The sequence below is a fragment of the Persephonella sp. genome (genome assembly GCF_027023985.1).
GTDB lineage: Bacteria > Aquificota > Aquificia > Aquificales > Hydrogenothermaceae > Persephonella_A.
Genome location: NZ_JALVTW010000029.1, coordinates 37,358 through 51,921, shown reverse-complemented (window position 1 = coordinate 51,921; position 14,564 = coordinate 37,358). Strand labels below are relative to the sequence as shown.

Here is a 14,564-nt window from a genome sequence, read left to right as displayed (position 1 = left end):
GTTATGGGTAAGGTTTATATTGTCGGAGCAGGACCGGGAGACCCGGAACTTTTAACGGTAAAGGCTGTAAGGGTTTTGAAAGAGGCAGATGTAATACTTTACGACAGGCTTGTTAATCCAGAAATCCTGTTTTATGCAAAGCCTGGATGTGAGCTTATATATGTGGGTAAAGAAGACGGAAAACATATTTTAGAGCAGGATAAAATAAACTTTTTGATATATGAATTTGCCACTAAAAATGATATAGTTGTTCGCCTTAAAGGTGGAGACCCTTTTGTATTCGGTAGAGGTGGAGAAGAAGCAATTTTTCTAAAAGAAAAAGGAATTCCCTATGAAATAATCCCCGGAATAACATCAGCTATTTCTGTTCCTGAATATGCAGGGGTTCCAGTTACACATCGGGGAGTTGCATCATCTTTTGTAGTTGTAACAGGACACGGTTCAAAGGGTCAGTTTCCTGATATAGACTGGGAGGCCTTATCAAAAATAGACACAGTTATATTCTTAATGGGCGTTTCAAATAGAGACAAAATAGCTCAAAATCTGATAAAGGCAGGAAGATCTCCGGAAACACCTGTTATCTTTATAGAAAAAGGTACCACCAAAGAACAAAAAGAAATTACAGCAACATTAAAAGATGTAGCCGAAGGTAAAGTAAAAGTTTATCCTCCTGCCATATTCCTCGTTGGAGAAGTAGTAAATCTAAAGGACAAAATAAGCTGGTTTGAAGAAAACTTAAAAAAGGTGGAGATATGATAGCAACACTGTCAGATATTGAGAAAAAGATTATCTCACAACTACAAGAAGGTATTCCAATTGTAGAAAAACCATTTGAAAAGTTATCCTCTGAAATCGGCATTTCACAATCAGAATATCTGGATGTAGTCAATAATCTAAAAGAACAAAAAATTATTAGACAGATTTCTCCAATTTATGACACAAAATCCCTTGGATACGACAGTTCACTTGTAGCTTTTAAAGTGGAAGATGACATAGAAAAGGTTGCCCAATTTGTCAATTCTCATCCGGGAGTTAGTCATAACTACGAAAGAACCCATGAGTTTAATTTGTGGTTTACAATAGCAGTTCCACCGGACAGTAGTCTTGGACTTGAAAAAACTGTTCAACTTATAGCTGAAAAAAACAATATCAAACAGTATGCAATCTTAAGGACGGAAAAACTCTATAAGATAGGGGTTAAACTGGATACAGAAGGGACAAAGAAAAAAGAAAAAATAAAGAAAACACAGCCAAAAATTGACTACCAGCTTCAAGAAGAAGACAAAGATATTATCAAGATATCCCAAGAGGATATACCTCTTGTTGAAAATCCATTTGAAGAATATGCTAAACAACTGGGAATATCTCAGGATTATCTACTGGAAAAACTGAATTTATATCTTAAAGCAGGTCTTATGAGGAGATTTGCAGCAATCCTGTATCACAAAAAAGCAGGCTTTAAAGCTAATGGTATGACCGTATGGAATGTCCCAGAGGAAAAAATAGACAAACTTGGTTATAAACTGGCTTCATACAAAGCTGTAACCCATTGTTATAAAAGAACAACCAATAAATACTGGAAATATCCGCTGTTCTCAATGATACATGCCCAGACAAAAGAAGAACTTGAACAATTTGTAAAAGATATAGCAGAAGAAGAAGGAATAAAAGATTATCTAATCCTTTACTCAACTACGGAATTCAAGAAAAGAAGAATCAAATATTTTTCAGATGAGTTTTATAAATGGGAGGTTTACATACAAAATGGAGGAAATAATTAAGCAAATTTCAAAAGTTAAAAGAGAAAAATTAGGAACAGAGATCCCCATTCTTGTTTTCCGTGCATTACGCCATTACACAGATATTTATGCCACAGACTTACTCGGAGAGAATGCTGCACATATACTATTTATTAATGCTGGAAAATCATTAGGAAAAGCTTTAGGTAGAGAACTTTATGATACAGATTTAAGTAAATACTTAGAAAATATAGTTAAGTTCATTGAAGAAGAAAAAATAGGTTTATTAAAAATAACGCATTTTGACGATGAAAAACTTGTAGTTCAGCTTGATGAATGTATTACATGTGCAGGAATGGATAATATCGGGAAAAGAATATGTTTCTTTGAAGTCGGATTAGTAGCAGGTTTTGTTGAAAATTATCTTGGTAAGAAAGTTATAGCACAGGAAACAAAATGTAATGCAAATGGTGAAGAAACTTGTGAAGTAACTGTTAATCTAAAATGAAACATTATTTTTATTTTTTTATAAAAAAAGCCCCCAATTGGGGGCTTTTTTAGTTTATGCTGTTGCAGTGGCTGTAGCCTCTTTTTTGGACAGATAGAGTTTATATACCAGGTCTACCAGTAGTAGAACTGCACCGGCTATAATCATAAGGTCAGGTATAAGTCTTATCCATAGCCAGAATCCCATTCCTTCAAGAACTTCTCTTGTTCTTGCTACCCAGTATCCGTAGTTAAATGCCCATTCCATTTGTTTTTCACCAATTACCAGAACAGGGAATGCGAAGATGAATATTCCAGCTGTTGTTAACCAGAATGCAAGATTTGAAACTTTTTCGTCCCAGTGTAGACCCTTGGCCAGTGCATTTGCCCTTGCTATGAAGTAAAGGAATGCAATTGAGATGTATCCAAATGCACCAAGGAGTGCCACGTGTCCGTGAGCCATTCCAAAGTATGTTCCGTGTTCATAGTAGTTAACAATTGGTAGATTAATCAGCATTCCGTAAAATCCGGCACCCAGCCAGTTTAGGAATGCAGAACCGGCAAGCCAGAGGAAAGCCATTCTGAATGGGAATGCTTCACCTTTTTTCTTGATATGGAGATACTCTTTTGTGGCTTCAATCATCAGGATAACAAGTGGTAATGGTTCAAGGGATGATAGAACACCACCCCATGCAATCCAGTATTCATTTTCACCCATCCAGAAGTAATGGTGACCTGTTCCTATTGTTCCTGCAGCAACAATCAGGAATGCTTCAAAGAACATCATAATAGTTGCAAATCTGGCGCTTACAAGTCCAAGGGCTACTGTCAAGAATGCCAGTGTTCCAGCTGCAAATAATTCAAATGTATTTTCAACCCAGAGGTGAACAACCCACCATCTGAAGTAATCATCAATTGTGAAGTTAGGCATTATTTTTGTAAGAGGAGCCATTCCTGCCATATACAGAACAGCAATTGCGAATGCAGACCATATCATCATCTGAAGTGGAGGAGTAATTTTTTCCGCTTGACGCACTGTAAAGAAGACTATTGTAAACCACAGGACAAGACCTACAACAAGACCTATATCCCATATTCTACCAAGTTCAATATATTCTCTACCTTCAGAACCAAGCCAGAACCAGAGGCTATCTGGAAGTTTTCCAAGGGCACCAAGCCACAGACCTATAAGACCACCACCACCAACTATTAGCAGAGCTATCCATAGAATATCAACAGCTATGGGGAATTTGAAATCTTTTCCTCCAGACGCAAGAGGAGCTACAAATAGACCACCGGCAAGCCATCCTATTGCAATCCAGAGAACAGCAAGGTTCAGATGGAATTCTCTTGCAACGTTAAATGGGAATATTGCCTGTGGAATAATCCAGTTGTGGTGTGGGTCAGCGAATAGGTGTGCAAGATAACCACCCATTAAGGTTTGTAGCACGAAGAATAAAGGAACTAGTGGAACAAACTTAATAACTTTTTGTTGCATTGGTGTAAGTTTTGTTATTTTGAGAGCTTCTGAGTATTCTTTTTCTGTGTCAAATTTCAGGAAGTAATCGTAGAAAGCCCACATTACAATGATTGTTAATGTCCAACATGCCATAAATGCAACCAGTGACCAGAATAGAGAAGAATATCCGGCATCCATTCCAATGGCAGGTTCAGGCGGCCAGTTATTTGTATAAGTTGGATGCATGTTCAGTGTTTTATAAACATTAAGAGAACCACCAAGAGATTTTATTACAGATACATTATCTTTTGGTTCCATTCCAGGTCTTGGTGTTACGGCAACGAGAGTAGTCCAATCTACAAAATCTGCAATTTTGTCAGCTTCTTGAGGTTTGATAATTCCACCAACCCATGCGTAGTTTGGATTTCCTTTAACAAGAAAATCAACTAATTTTTTCTTAGCAGCTTGAAATGCTTTTTCATGTTCAGGAGTTACTTGAGTAACACCATCTTTGAGTATTGACTTTTTACGGACGTCCTGAGTTACCAGGTAATCAATCTGAGCTTTTTCCTCTTTTGACAGGCTGTTGTAATCTTTGCCGTATTTTTCCTGTGCATAGATGTTCTGAAGCTGGACTATTTTTTCATGAAGTATCCAGGATGTGTAGTCAGGTCCGATATATGCACCGTTACCAAGGAGAGTTCCATGATCCATAAGCACATATTTCTGGAAGTAAGCCTTACCCTGAATAATGTCATCATAAGTGTAAAGCGTCTGTGTTCCTTTTACCTCCTTAGGAATAGGAGGAACATTCTTAATCTGATTAACCGTAAGGAACAGGAAAATACCTACTGCAGCTATCGTGGACAATAGGAAAATCAAGAACCACTTCTTAGCACTTGCATCTGTTAGGTTACTCATCTCCTAAACCCTCCTATGAAGTTAAATAAACTCTTATTAGATACACAATCAAATAACTAACAAACATAATTCCAAAAAGATTTTTATAAATCCTTCCCTCTCCTCCTTTGTAGATAAGAGCAAGAGAAATTACAAAAAGAACAACGATATAACCTAAAATCATTGCAAGAGCACTCTGTCCCATAGGATTAGATGTTAGGTCATCCATTCCGGTCATTGTTAGTATAGAAAGAAGGAGAATTCCTGTAGCTCCGGTTAATAAAACCAGCATAAATGCTATCTTCAGATACCTTTTGACAATATGTTCTTTTAATATTTCTTCGTTACCTATAGTGAAAACCAGCGCAATACCAAAAAATCCAGCATTTGAAATAACATGTATCATATAAGACAATTTCCATAACCAGGAACCGACTTCCATCATAATTAGATCATTATCCTCCTATCATCCTTATGATTGCTATTACACATGGTCCTGCAAAAGCTAAAAAAGCAGCTATCAGAAAAATAATCAGTGAAATCACTATCGCCCATTGCTTTGAAGTCCATTCTTTCAAAAAGTTTCCTCACTTTGAGAATTTCATACTTTTTTGTCTTAAATTAAATTGGTTAGACCCATATTGCATTGACCTGAATCAAGGAAAATAAAAGATGTTATATGACTTTGCCTAAAAGGATTTGCTTAATATTGCTTTTTTTATATGTAATATCTTTTGGAAAAAGATTTTGTATTATTAAAGGAAAACCTGCACAAAGGGAAACCTTTGTGCATATTAAGATTACTTTTGAGGATTTGGAGAAATAACAGCCTGAACAATCATATCTTCTTCTGCTTCGAAACCATGTGGTTCTTCGGCAGGGTAAAACAGACTTTCTTCTTCTTCCAAAACTTCATAAGTATTCTCATCCTGGTAATAAAACTTGCCTTTACCTCTTAAAACAGTCACTAATACTTCTGATTTAGATACATGTAGTGGTATTTTTTGACCTGCCTTAAGATAAAAATGAACAACAACCATATTATCTGTTGAAATGATTTTTTCAGAAAGGGGTCTTTCAGGATTAAAATTTTCTGATACAGGATAAATTTTCAGTGCCATTTTTTCCTCCTAAACTTTTATATTTTCAAATTTTTCAATATTTTCAGCTGCATCTTTTAAGGTTGTGTTGTTAAAAAGTTCGTATATTTCCTGTCTTTTAGCAGCCCAGAGATTATGAACTGTGCATGGATTTTCGTCTGAGCATTCCTCAAAACCAAGGATACAGGTATGAAAAAAATCCATTCCATCAATGACAGCAATTATGTCTATAAGTTTTATATTTTCCGGTTTTTTTGCCAGTTTTACTCCACCTGTAGGACCTCTATGGGATTTTAATAACCCTGCTTTTACAAGTTTTTGTAAATTCTTGGACAGAAAATAAAAAGAAATACGCAGGTCTTTAGCCACTTTATGAATAGATATAAATTTTCCTGTATATTCTTTTTTTTGAGACAGATTTGATATATATATCATTGCCCTAATAGCGTCTTTACAGGCTGCTGATAGCATTATTCAAACCTCTCTAAATCATATTTCAAAATATCAGGAAAGAAAAAGTGTTCTTCTTCTGTAAAATGATCTTTGAGGGTCTGGGCAAACTCATGAAATGTTTTTGCTATTTCCTTTTGTAAGTCTCTACCTCTATACTTCCTCTCACCTTTTTTATAAAGGTCTGCCAAATACTCAAGATGTTCAGCGATTTCATCCAGAGTTCTGTGCCCAAAATTAAGTGCCTCTATATCAAAATCAGTTATTCCTGCCTCCTGAAGTGCTTCATCAAGGTCATTTTCTTCTATTTCTGCATGTTTATTTACTTTTTCATGTATAAATTTTAATGCCCTATCAATAGCTTCTTCTGAAAAGTTTTCTTCTAACTGTTTTTCTATTTCTTCAGACTCTTTCAATAACTCAATGTGTTCTTTTGTAAGCTGACTTAAGATTTCTTTAACCCTGTCAAAAGCCATTATTATCCTCCTAATCTCAGTTTTGCAGCGAGGAATATAATTGACAGTCCTAAAATCAGATTGACAATACCTATTATTCTTGCTGCAGTCTTATACTTTTCATTTAGATGTGAACGGGGTCCCAGATAAAAGTCGTGAATTACTGCAAGTATTGCAGTAAGTATAAACAGATGGACTTTATGATGCAGTGTTGAAACATAAGGACTATTTGGATGCATAAATTGTGAAAAAGACACACCCATAGTTTTCATGTTATATAATCCAGTCAAGAATAAAACCGGCAAACCAATGACTGTTCCCCAAAAGCTATATCTTCTTCCTACTGCCTGGTAAGCCTGCACACTAATTTCCTTAGGAAGTTTCCTTACATAAGGTGAAAGTGCAAGAACCATAAAAAGCATTCCACCAATCCAGAATGAAGCAGCAAGGAGATGAATGGTCATTACAATAACACTCATTCTTCACACCCTTAAAAAATTTAAGACAAATTAGTCTTAAAATAATGATAGATTAGAAACAAGGGATTTTCAAGAAAAAAGGAATCCCCCCTCCCTCAGACATACGAAGTGGGTATTCTGTCTCCCCCTACCCCCGGATTTTTTACTATTTTGGGTTATAGAATAAAAACTATTTCTAAAAATGTCAAGCATTTTTAATAGTATATTATTAATTCTATATCTTATTGAATTATATCTGTTAAAATTCAAAAAACAAGGAATATGTTATAATTAGGCAAAAAATTAATGGAAAAAGTAAAAATGAAAGGAAATAGAGGATTTACATTACTTGAATTATTAGTAGTAATAGTAATTTTATCCCTTATTGCTGCTTTGGTTATACCTAAAATAACCGGAAGAGTAGATGAAGCAAAAATCAAAACAACAAAAGTCCAGCTGAAAGAATTAAAGAGGGCACTTGAGATGTATAAGCTGGACAACGGTATGTATCCGACTACAGAACAGGGGCTTAAAGCGCTGGTTGAAAAGCCTAAAACACCCCCCGAACCTAAAAAATGGAAAAAATATCTTGATAGTGTTCCAAAGGATGGCTGGGGGAATGATTTTATTTATATATCCCCTGCAGAAAAACATCCATTTGAACTAAAGTCCAAAGGCCCAGATGGAGAACTGGGAACAGATGATGATATATCCGTATGGGATGAAAACTAATTCAGGTTTTACTCTTCTTGAGGTAGTTGCTGCTGTTACTATATTTGCGATAGCATTTACCGTTTTAATAAAAATCCAGTCTAAGCATATAGCTGATTTGCAAACCCAGTTTGAAAAATTACAGGCTTTAAAATTTTTTAAAATAAAAACTTATAAAATTCCTGGAGAAACCTTAACAGACAGATTTCATCTAAAAGAAGAATCAAAAACCATAGATTTCGGTATAAGACAGATTAAATACACAATCTTTGATAAAAATCAGCATAAAATTCTGGAAATAAAAACCTATGAAAAATAAAGGATTTACTCTTCTTGAACTTTTACTTGTTGTAACACTTCTTCTTGTTGTTTTTTCTGTTGTAGGCTCAGTTTTCATATCTGAGATGAAAGGAAATCTCCAGCTTACAGCAAAGATGAACCGGTATATTCAGTATCTTTCTGTAAAAGACCAGCTTACAAAGCAGTTTTTTTCAAAAATAGAAAATAGAAGTATAAACTTTAAGCTGGGTAATGATGGAATTTCATTTTATACCCTTTATCCTCTTTTTTTTACAGGTGCAGTCAGGGCAGAGTATAGAATAGAAAAAACAAAAGATGATAAATATAGGCTTATTTATGAAGAATTTCCCTATATTGACGGTAATCTGGGGGGTGCAGGTCTAAAAAAAATAACATTGGGAACATTTGATGATGTAGGTTTTTCAATAATAAATAATGGTAAAGAGTATGAAAACTATTCTGGAAAGAAATTTCCCCAGATTTTAAAACTAAAAATCAATGAAGAAACATTTTATATAACAGATGGAAAAATCCAATGATACTGATTGTAGTTTTTCTCCTAATATCAGCTTTTGGCTCGGTGGTTTTGAATTTTTCAGAGGACAAATTTGTTTTTGACAACTATGTGGCAAATGATATACAAACAGAAAAACTAATTCTAATTTCTTCATCTATTTCTCAGGCACTTGAACAATTCTTAGACCATGATGATAAAACAGTAGACCATCTTGGAGAGTTCTGGGCACAGCCTATTCCATTTACATTTGAGGATATATCTATCAGTGTGGAAATTGCAGACCAGGAAAGATATTTAAATCCAAATTTTTTAATAAACGGCAGGTCTATAAACCGGAAATATTTCCGGATATTTGAGAGATTATTTGAAAATTTAGGAATAGATGACCAGATACTTTTTAACATAATAGACTGGATAGACCCTGACAAAGTAAGTAATGGTGGAGAAGAAGACTATCAGGATTATCCTGCAAAAAATGCAAAATTAGACACACTGGAGGAACTTTATCTGATAAAAGGAGTCTCAAAAGAAGTTTACAACGGAACGGTGATAAACGGTGTTTTCCGGCCGGGACTTAAGGCAGTTTTGTCCCCTTATTCCAACGGTAAAGTAAATATAAACACTGCACCTAAATGGGTTTTGATGGCTCTGGACAGGGATATAGATGAAACAATTGCAAACTCTATAATTGCCTACCGCCAGAAAAGACCATTTAAAAGGATTGATGACCTTATAAATGTTGATGGTATGAATTCGGATATAATCTACAGAATAAAACCTTTTACAACAGTAAAAAGTGAGCACTTTCTTGCTAATATAAACATAAAAATAGGCGATAGGGAATATAAATTTATTGTATTATTAAAAAGAAAAAACAAAACAAAAACCGTCTGGGAGAAAATTTATTAATTGGTTATAAAAGGTATAGATTTAGGCTTACAGGTATGGCTTTTTGGTGAAGTTAATCCCTTAAAAAAAGAGGTAAAATTACTAAAAAAAGAGCCTAAAAACTACAAAAGGATTTATGCTTTTCCTGCCTCAAAATCAACTTTTAGAAAATATATATTCCCATTTAAAGATAAAAATAAAATAGAAAAAGCGGTCAGAACCCAGATACAGCTTGATATTCCTATAGAACCTGACCAGCTGGAATACGGATACTATGTCCACCATACCAAAGGAAAATCTGAAGTTTTTTGTGTAATAGTTAGAAAAGAGGATTTGTCCTCAATAAAGGATGCAGACATTATAGACAGCGAAATTTTTTCTTTGCTTAGGGTGGCCAGATATTACGGAATAAAAAACTGCAAGATAGTTCATTTTTTAAATGACTACATACTTTATCTTCAGATAGAAGATGAATTTATTCAGCAGGCGAGGGTTTTGTCCTCTATGCCTGAAATAGATGATGAGACCTATTTATCTGGCAAAATTCCACAGGATATAAAAAATCCCAAAATCCTGAAAAATCCCGAAGAAAATCCGGTTCTAAATATTGCTTTCGGTGCTGTTTTAAGAGGCATAGACGATACAGGTGTGGATTTTCTCCACAAAACTGAAGGAAAAACTGCAGAAAGATTAATAAAAGGGGCTATTTATCTATTTATTGCAGTTGTGCTTATAAATATTGCCTTATTTGTAAAGCTATTTCTCCTTGAAAAGGAGCTTAAAGCTGTAAAAGAAAAAGAGAAGGAAGTCTTTATAAAAGGCTTTAACTATACAGGAGAAATTTTTGATCCTCTTGAACAGGCAAAAGGTAAACTAAAAGCAATAAAAGAAGGTTCCTCAATATCAACAGATGCTGTTGATGTGCTGTCTTTTATAGCAAAGGAGAAAAAATCATTTCCGGATATCAAAATTTACAGAATAAATATCACAGAAAGCAGATTTATTCTACAGGGAACTGCTCAGGATATAAAAAGCGTAGAAAACTTTAAAAATAAGCTATCCCAAAAATATCCTGCTTCTATTGATGAAACTGTATCCATCCCTGATGGCAAAATAAGATTCAGTATTTCAGGAGAGGTTAAGTGAAAAGACTGCTACTTTTTATAAACTCCCTTGAGGAAAGGGAAAGATACATTCTTATAGGTGGGCTTTATGCAGTTATTATCATAGTAGGAATATTTTTTATCGCATCATATATGCTGACAAAGATTGATAGGCTTGAAAAAAAACTAAGTAGAGAGATAAACAACTACATCCAGCTCCAAAAATTAGTTCAGGAATATAAACGATACAAACCATCTGTAAAACCAGTCTTGTCCCTGACAAAGATAGAAGAAATCGCAATGAAAGTAGGAGCAAAATCAAATATAGTTTCGATAAAACCATATCAGCAAGGAGAGTCCATAGAAATATCCTTTGAAAAACTTTCAGCTGACCAGATAAGCAGGTTTCTAAAAAAAATAAAGGAAAATGGATATATTGCCCAGTTCATAGATATCAATGACCCTAAAGGAAATGGCCATTATAATATGCGGGTTATTTTAGGGACAAAATGATGAAAAGGGTAATTTTATATTTTTTTATATTCCTTATTGCCTTTATTGTAACCTTTATTTTTACATTTCCTGTGGGGAACTATTTGTCCTATTATCTATCAAAAGCTGGATTTTATTACAGCTATATTGGGGGAAACCTTTTTCATATCAAAATAAAAGACCTTGAAAAGCAAAACTTTTATATAAAAAGCCTTAATATAAAAAACCGGCTTTATAAGATAGATATTTCTATAGATAAAAATTTAAGTATTTCTGTGTATCCGTTATCAAAAACAGCTGATATAAACAGTGATAAATTTGATATCTCCTCGGTGCAGAAAAAACCTGAGGTTTATGGTAAACTTTCAGGAAAATACCATTTAAAAATAAAAAATAAAGAGATAATGATAAGCGGGGAAGGCAATTTAACACAGTTTAGAACAGCTTTTTTTCCTATGAATATAGACTATATAAAGCACAAGTTTAATAAAAATGAGATTGATGCTACTTTAAAAGGTAAAAATTTAGATGGAAAATTTACCGGAAAGCTATATCTACCGCTGAATATTAAAAACGGTTATATAAAGGGAAAATTTGCCGGTAAGTTTATGAACACCAATATAGACCAGAATATTTATATAAGATTTGATAGGTATATCAGATGATAGCTTTAAGAATAAATCCTGAAAAACTGCTTTTGGGGGTGTTAGTTGCTTCGGCAGGAGTTTCAACTGCAATTATTATTAATGCTATTTTGCAATATAAAGCTTTTACATTGCCGTCTATAAAAACAGAAGCTAAAAGCTACTATCATCTAAAACCTAAAAATAACAGCTACAGATTTCTTGATTATTTATTTGCAAGACCTGTTTCTAACACAGGTATAGAAACCACCCCATCAACTGCAACAAGCATATCAGGAATTAAACTGGTGGGAATATTCAGTTCAGATAAAGAAAAAATAGCATTTTTCAAAAGTAGAAATGACCTGTTATTCATTAAAGAAGGTCAGAAAATAGCAGGATACACTCTAAAAGAAATAGGAAAATTCTCAGTAGTCCTTGAAAAAAATGGCAGAAAAATAAAACTTTCCATAGAACCAGAAAAAAGTAATTTTTCCACAACACAGCTTGCAAAGCTAAGAAGACCTCCTGCCATTTCACAGCCGGAGAATCTACCTATCAGATACAACGGGGATACAATTCAGGTAGATAAAAGATTTATAGAAGAAAAAACAGCCGATATAGGAACAGTTTTAAAGGATGTTATGATAGTCCCTGTGGTTAAAAACAATGAAACAATAGGATACAGATTCAAATATATAGGACCTAACAGCATACTATATAAACTGGGACTCAGGTCAGGAGACCTTGTTGTTAGTATAAATGATATGCCTGTAAAAACTGCCGAAGATGCATTTAAACTGTATAACATGTTACGAAATGAATCCCATATAAAAGTAGTTGTTGAAAGAAATCATAGGAGGAAGGTCTTAAACTATGAAATCAGGTAAAAAAATAATAGCCATATTTATAGCAATTTTCCTTATTATCCATGGAAATACACCTGCAGATGAAAGTAATCTTCAAAAAATTCTCCAGCAGGCAGAAGAGTTCAAAAAAACAGGCAAGGTCTACTTTAATTTTGAAAAGATAGATTTAAAACTACTTACATATTTCATATCAGGTCTTACCGGAAGAAATATAGTTCTTGGAACAGATGTTAAAGGTGAAGTTTCTCTAATTTTTCCTGAACCTGTTTCAATAGATGAAGCGTGGAATATATATACTTCTGTTCTTAAAGCAAGAAACTATATTCTTATAGATAAAGGAAATTATTATGAAGTTATATCTGCCGGATACTATAGGAATAACACGCCGCCGCTGAAAACAAAACCAGATGGTTCAGAAGACCTTATAACCTATGTTTACAAATTCAGACATGCAGATGTTACGCAGGCAGCTAATATTCTCAGAGGTTTAAAATCTCCCCGGGGATTAATATTCACGTATAATCCCGCCAATATTGTTGTGATTACAGATACACAGGCTAATGTAAAAAACCTGAAAAAAGTCATTTCAATGATTGATACCACAGGCGGAAACACACAAATAAAAGTTTACAAACTCCAGTATGCAGATTCTTCAGAGGTTGCACCAGCCCTAAATACATTATTTTCTGATTATGCAAAAAGAGGAATACAGGTAAGGGTATACAACATAAAATCCCAAAATGCTGTTGTGATAAAAGCCCCAGCAGATGCATTTGATAAGATAAACTCAATAATATCTCAGCTGGACAAACCAACTACAAATGTAATTAGCAGAAGATTTGATGTTATTTATCTTAAAAACTCAAAAGCTGAAGAAGTTGCCAATGTTATTAATAAGCTCCTTGAAAATATTCAGCTTGTTTCTTACGGGTCAAAAAAAGAAGGGAGAAAGAAAAGAAAAATCCCAATCAGTAAGTATTCCCAAAGTTCACAGGAAAAACCAAAAGTTGTTGCAGATAAATCCTCTAACTCTTTAATAGTTTATGGAAATGAAAACGAAATAAGGGCAATAAAAGATATAGTAAGCAAATTAGATAAACAGAAAAAACAGGTTCTTGTAACAGCCCTTATAACAGAAGTATCCCAAAAAGCATTACAGGAAATCGGAGTCAGATGGCAGATATTCGGTTCCCACGGGGGAGCAGCATTTAGAGGAGGGATATCTCAGGAAGGATTTTATAATCTGCTTGGTTCCTCAAACTTTGTGGCAGGGGTATTAACCACTTCCGGAAAAAATATAGAAATCGCAGGAAATACCCTGTTTTTTCCTGATTTATTATTTCTGTTTTCACTACTTGAAAGGGGAACAGGATTTAATATTGTTTCCTCCCCAAAACTGCTGACGATGGATAACAAAGAAGCAACGATAAATGTTTCACAGGTTACACCATTTGCCCAGAGTGTTAAATTTGATGTTAACGGAAATCCAATAATCAATTATGACTACAAAGAAGTAGGTCTAATCCTGAAGGTTACCCCTCACATATCACAAGATAATATCGTGATGGACATACATCAAGAAGTTAATGAAGTAATAGGCTTTGAAAAACCACAGATAGGTGAGCTTAGTTATGTTGTTCCAATAACATCAAAAAGAGAACTTGACACTACAATAACGGTAACAAATGGAAAAACAATAGTCTTAGGTGGACTTGTATCCAAGAAAACAATCAAAACAATGGAAGGTGTGCCCATTTTATCTTCTATTCCAATAATTGGTAATGCTTTCAAATACAGGTCTGAGGATATGAACAAAACAAATCTGTTTATTTTCCTGACCCCTTATATAATTAAAACCCCTGAAGATTTAGCAAGAATTACAGAGGAGCACAAAAAACTAAGCGAAGAACTGATGAAAAAAATACAAAAAGAAGAAAAACAGGAAAAAAGTATTGATAAAAAGGAAAACACAGATACCTTTGAAGAATACAGGAGAAAATATTTTGGAGGATAA

General features: G+C 34.1%; 19 protein-coding genes. 12 read left to right on the top strand and 7 right to left on the bottom strand.

Features of this window, described 5'->3' with window-relative positions:
• Nucleotides 1-3: 3 nt before the first annotated feature.
• The 3 genes from cobA to MVE07_RS07040 are packed head-to-tail and all read left to right on the top strand — an operon-like array spanning nucleotide 4 to nucleotide 2,247.
• Nucleotides 4-756 (top strand): uroporphyrinogen-III C-methyltransferase, encoded by a 753-nt coding sequence (gene cobA, locus MVE07_RS07050; protein WP_297455745.1) that lies wholly within the window; start codon nucleotides 4-6, stop codon nucleotides 754-756.
• On the top strand, nucleotides 753-1,781 hold the full coding sequence (locus MVE07_RS07045) for an Lrp/AsnC family transcriptional regulator (protein WP_297455743.1): 1,029 nt from the start codon (nucleotides 753-755) through the stop codon (nucleotides 1,779-1,781). The genes cobA and MVE07_RS07045 overlap by 4 nt, the downstream gene beginning before the upstream one ends.
• The gene (locus MVE07_RS07040; protein ID WP_297455741.1) at nucleotides 1,765-2,247 is read left to right on the top strand and encodes a V4R domain-containing protein; all 483 of its coding nucleotides are present in this window, start codon (nucleotides 1,765-1,767) and stop codon (nucleotides 2,245-2,247) included. The genes MVE07_RS07045 and MVE07_RS07040 overlap by 17 nt, the downstream gene beginning before the upstream one ends.
• Nucleotides 2,248-2,301: 54 nt before the next feature.
• Here MVE07_RS07040 and MVE07_RS07035 read toward each other — a convergent pair whose 3' ends face one another.
• The 7 genes from MVE07_RS07035 to MVE07_RS07005 all read right to left on the bottom strand — a co-directional run bounded on the left by MVE07_RS07035 (nucleotide 2,302) and on the right by MVE07_RS07005 (nucleotide 7,068).
• Nucleotides 2,302-4,605 (bottom strand): cbb3-type cytochrome c oxidase subunit I, encoded by a 2,304-nt coding sequence (locus MVE07_RS07035; protein ID WP_297455739.1) that lies wholly within the window; start codon nucleotides 4,603-4,605, stop codon nucleotides 2,302-2,304.
• A 13-nt stretch (nucleotides 4,606-4,618) separates the two neighbouring features.
• Nucleotides 4,619-5,029, bottom strand: a complete 411-nt coding sequence (locus MVE07_RS07030) for a hypothetical protein (RefSeq protein ID WP_297455738.1) — start codon at nucleotides 5,027-5,029, stop codon at nucleotides 4,619-4,621.
• 10 nt (nucleotides 5,030-5,039) lie between these two features.
• Nucleotides 5,040-5,162, bottom strand: coding sequence for a hypothetical protein (locus tag MVE07_RS07025; protein WP_297455736.1), 123 nt, complete (start codon nucleotides 5,160-5,162; stop codon nucleotides 5,040-5,042).
• Between the two features lie 222 nt (nucleotides 5,163-5,384).
• Nucleotides 5,385-5,705, bottom strand: a complete 321-nt coding sequence (locus tag MVE07_RS07020) for a cupin domain-containing protein (RefSeq protein WP_297455734.1) — start codon at nucleotides 5,703-5,705, stop codon at nucleotides 5,385-5,387.
• A 9-nt stretch (nucleotides 5,706-5,714) separates the two neighbouring features.
• A complete protein-coding gene (locus MVE07_RS07015) occupies nucleotides 5,715-6,155 on the bottom strand; it encodes an Rrf2 family transcriptional regulator (RefSeq protein WP_297455732.1) in 441 nt (146 codons plus the stop codon).
• The gene (locus tag MVE07_RS07010; RefSeq protein ID WP_297455729.1) at nucleotides 6,155-6,610 is read right to left on the bottom strand and encodes a hypothetical protein; all 456 of its coding nucleotides are present in this window, start codon (nucleotides 6,608-6,610) and stop codon (nucleotides 6,155-6,157) included. Before MVE07_RS07010 ends, MVE07_RS07015 begins: the two co-directional genes overlap by 1 nt.
• A gap of 2 nt (nucleotides 6,611-6,612) precedes the next feature.
• On the bottom strand, nucleotides 6,613-7,068 hold the full coding sequence (locus MVE07_RS07005) for a CopD family protein (protein ID WP_297455727.1): 456 nt from the start codon (nucleotides 7,066-7,068) through the stop codon (nucleotides 6,613-6,615).
• 300 nt (nucleotides 7,069-7,368) lie between these two features.
• Here MVE07_RS07005 and gspG point away from each other — a divergent pair, with 300 nt between their 5' ends.
• From gspG to gspD, 9 genes are all read left to right on the top strand, one after another.
• A complete protein-coding gene (gene gspG / locus MVE07_RS07000; RefSeq protein ID WP_297455791.1) occupies nucleotides 7,369-7,779 on the top strand; it encodes a type II secretion system major pseudopilin GspG in 411 nt (136 codons plus the stop codon).
• Entirely contained in the window at nucleotides 7,730-8,077 is a 348-nt protein-coding gene (locus MVE07_RS06995) for a prepilin-type N-terminal cleavage/methylation domain-containing protein (RefSeq protein ID WP_297455725.1), read from the top strand. The genes gspG and MVE07_RS06995 overlap by 50 nt, the downstream gene beginning before the upstream one ends.
• Nucleotides 8,067-8,597, top strand: a complete 531-nt coding sequence (locus tag MVE07_RS06990; RefSeq protein ID WP_297455724.1) for a prepilin-type N-terminal cleavage/methylation domain-containing protein — start codon at nucleotides 8,067-8,069, stop codon at nucleotides 8,595-8,597. The genes MVE07_RS06995 and MVE07_RS06990 overlap by 11 nt, the downstream gene beginning before the upstream one ends.
• Nucleotides 8,594-9,484, top strand: a complete 891-nt coding sequence (gene gspK, locus MVE07_RS06985; protein WP_297455722.1) for a type II secretion system minor pseudopilin GspK — start codon at nucleotides 8,594-8,596, stop codon at nucleotides 9,482-9,484. The genes MVE07_RS06990 and gspK overlap by 4 nt, the downstream gene beginning before the upstream one ends.
• On the top strand, nucleotides 9,485-10,609 hold the full coding sequence (locus MVE07_RS06980) for a hypothetical protein (protein WP_297455720.1): 1,125 nt from the start codon (nucleotides 9,485-9,487) through the stop codon (nucleotides 10,607-10,609).
• On the top strand, nucleotides 10,606-11,079 hold the full coding sequence (gspM, locus tag MVE07_RS06975) for a type II secretion system protein GspM (RefSeq protein WP_297455718.1): 474 nt from the start codon (nucleotides 10,606-10,608) through the stop codon (nucleotides 11,077-11,079). Before MVE07_RS06980 ends, gspM begins: the two co-directional genes overlap by 4 nt.
• Nucleotides 11,080-11,162: 83 nt before the next feature.
• Nucleotides 11,163-11,723, top strand: coding sequence for a hypothetical protein (locus tag MVE07_RS06970; RefSeq protein WP_297455716.1), 561 nt, complete (start codon nucleotides 11,163-11,165; stop codon nucleotides 11,721-11,723).
• Nucleotides 11,720-12,571 (top strand): PDZ domain-containing protein, encoded by an 852-nt coding sequence (locus MVE07_RS06965; protein WP_297455714.1) that lies wholly within the window; start codon nucleotides 11,720-11,722, stop codon nucleotides 12,569-12,571. The genes MVE07_RS06970 and MVE07_RS06965 overlap by 4 nt, the downstream gene beginning before the upstream one ends.
• Nucleotides 12,558-14,564: a type II secretion system secretin GspD gene (gspD, locus tag MVE07_RS06960; protein ID WP_297455712.1), complete on the top strand. Its 2,007-nt coding sequence runs from the start codon at nucleotides 12,558-12,560 to the stop codon at nucleotides 14,562-14,564. The genes MVE07_RS06965 and gspD overlap by 14 nt, the downstream gene beginning before the upstream one ends.

What these genes read in the sequence shown, in the direction of transcription:
- cobA (WP_297455745.1), top strand. Translation starts at nt 4, where the DNA reads ATGGGTAAGGTTTATATTGTCGGAGCAGGACCGGGAGACCCGGAACTT.
- MVE07_RS07045 (WP_297455743.1), top strand. Translation starts at nt 753, where the DNA reads ATGATAGCAACACTGTCAGATATTGAGAAAAAGATTATCTCACAACTA.
- MVE07_RS07040 (WP_297455741.1), top strand. Translation starts at nt 1,765, where the DNA reads ATGGAGGAAATAATTAAGCAAATTTCAAAAGTTAAAAGAGAAAAATTA.
- MVE07_RS07035 (WP_297455739.1), bottom strand. Translation starts at nt 4,605, where the DNA reads ATGAGTAACCTAACAGATGCAAGTGCTAAGAAGTGGTTCTTGATTTTC.
- MVE07_RS07030 (WP_297455738.1), bottom strand. Translation starts at nt 5,029, where the DNA reads ATGATGGAAGTCGGTTCCTGGTTATGGAAATTGTCTTATATGATACAT.
- MVE07_RS07020 (WP_297455734.1), bottom strand. Translation starts at nt 5,705, where the DNA reads ATGGCACTGAAAATTTATCCTGTATCAGAAAATTTTAATCCTGAAAGA.
- MVE07_RS07015 (WP_297455732.1), bottom strand. Translation starts at nt 6,155, where the DNA reads ATGCTATCAGCAGCCTGTAAAGACGCTATTAGGGCAATGATATATATA.
- MVE07_RS07010 (WP_297455729.1), bottom strand. Translation starts at nt 6,610, where the DNA reads ATGGCTTTTGACAGGGTTAAAGAAATCTTAAGTCAGCTTACAAAAGAA.
- MVE07_RS07005 (WP_297455727.1), bottom strand. Translation starts at nt 7,068, where the DNA reads ATGAGTGTTATTGTAATGACCATTCATCTCCTTGCTGCTTCATTCTGG.
- gspG (WP_297455791.1), top strand. Translation starts at nt 7,369, where the DNA reads ATGAAAGGAAATAGAGGATTTACATTACTTGAATTATTAGTAGTAATA.
- MVE07_RS06995 (WP_297455725.1), top strand. Translation starts at nt 7,730, where the DNA reads ATGGAGAACTGGGAACAGATGATGATATATCCGTATGGGATGAAAACT.
- MVE07_RS06990 (WP_297455724.1), top strand. Translation starts at nt 8,067, where the DNA reads ATGAAAAATAAAGGATTTACTCTTCTTGAACTTTTACTTGTTGTAACA.
- gspK (WP_297455722.1), top strand. Translation starts at nt 8,594, where the DNA reads ATGATACTGATTGTAGTTTTTCTCCTAATATCAGCTTTTGGCTCGGTG.
- MVE07_RS06965 (WP_297455714.1), top strand. Translation starts at nt 11,720, where the DNA reads ATGATAGCTTTAAGAATAAATCCTGAAAAACTGCTTTTGGGGGTGTTA.
- gspD (WP_297455712.1), top strand. Translation starts at nt 12,558, where the DNA reads ATGAAATCAGGTAAAAAAATAATAGCCATATTTATAGCAATTTTCCTT.